Origin of the sequence: Paenibacillus darwinianus, assembly GCF_000598065.1 — a bacterium.
GTDB lineage: Bacteria > Bacillota > Bacilli > Paenibacillales > Paenibacillaceae > Paenibacillus_I > Paenibacillus_I darwinianus.
In genome coordinates this window covers 57703-58708 of the sequence record NZ_KK082160.1, presented here as the reverse complement: position 1 = coordinate 58708, position 1006 = coordinate 57703, and the positions used below count along the sequence as shown (strand labels likewise).

The window sequence follows — 1006 nt, the reverse complement described above, 5'->3', positions numbered from 1 at the left end:
CGGCGGCGGACAACGACAGCGACTCGTCCTGCAGCACCATTTTCACCACTTCGCGGCCCATCCGGCCGGTTGCTCCCGCTACCGCTACGCGTATTTTCTCCGACATGTTCGCATCTCCTGTTCCGATATCAAGATAAAATAAAAGCCGTCAAACGCGGGGGTTGCCGTCCTGCCGCTCCTTGCGCCATTTGCGCCGTATTCCCTGCAGCAGCCGGGCCGCTTCCGTATGCTGCGGATTTAGCTTCAGCGCTTCCTCCGCGCTCGCCGCCGCTTCGCCGTATCGTCCAACCGCTCCGTATGCGGCGGCGAGCATCAGGAACGCTTCATCCGACAGCGGATCGAGCTTCGTCGCCTCGATTAGCGCTTCGATTGCCGCGGCAAGGTCGGGCGAGGCCGAAGCCAGCGTCGCTTCCGCCTCGGCCGCCAGCATACGGGCCTTCACCGTCTGCAGATGAAAGCCGTACACCACGTTACCCGGATCGAGCCGCTCCGCCTCCTCCGCATGCGCTAAGGCCTTCATCCATTTGGCGCTGCGCGCACAGGTGATCGAGCATTTGTAACGGTAAGCCGGATTATCCGGATGGGCGGCGATCGCCTGCTCGAAGCAGCGGATCGCCTGCTCGTAATCTCCCTGCAGAATCGATTCGTAAGCCCGTTTGACATGCTCATCCCCGTTCATCCGCCCAACCTCCTTGTACCCTCATGCTACAGCATATGTCCGGGGTACAACGATTGTTAAGGGCGTGCTTCACGGTCCTTCTTTTTTGGTCCAACGGCCCGCATCGCGCGTATTGAACTTGTGCATCACCTTGTCGTGCGCCCTTGCGAGATCGATTTCGAGCGAATTGGCGAAGCAGGTTATGATAAAAAGGATGTCGCCCAGCTCCAACTCGATGGAATTGTCGGCTTCGTCCGGTTTTTTCGGCTTGGGGCCGTATTGGTGGTTGACCTCACGCGCGAGCTCTCCTACCTCTTCACTCAGCCGAGCCAGCATGGCGAGCGGACT

2 protein-coding genes and 1 pseudogene are annotated in these 1006 nt (G+C 59.7%); all 3 read right to left on the bottom strand.

Going from position 1 to position 1006, the window contains the following annotated elements; all coding sequences use genetic code 11:
- Nucleotides 1-106 (bottom strand): annotated as a pseudogene (locus tag BG52_RS15385) (4-hydroxy-tetrahydrodipicolinate reductase); the annotation flags it as partial.
- A gap of 42 nt (nt 107-148) precedes the next feature.
- A complete protein-coding gene (locus BG52_RS08340) occupies nt 149-679 on the bottom strand; it encodes a tetratricopeptide repeat protein (protein WP_036582513.1) in 531 nt (176 codons plus the stop codon).
- A 69-nt stretch (nt 680-748) separates the two neighbouring features.
- The coding region (locus BG52_RS15380) for a nucleotide pyrophosphohydrolase (protein WP_036667093.1) at nt 749-1006 on the bottom strand (258 nt) is incomplete at its 5' end.

Bases quoted from the DNA above. Each gene is read 5' to 3' on its own strand.
- BG52_RS08340 (WP_036582513.1), bottom strand. From the start codon at position 679: ATGAACGGGGATGAGCATGTCAAACGGGCTTACGAATCGATTCTGCAG.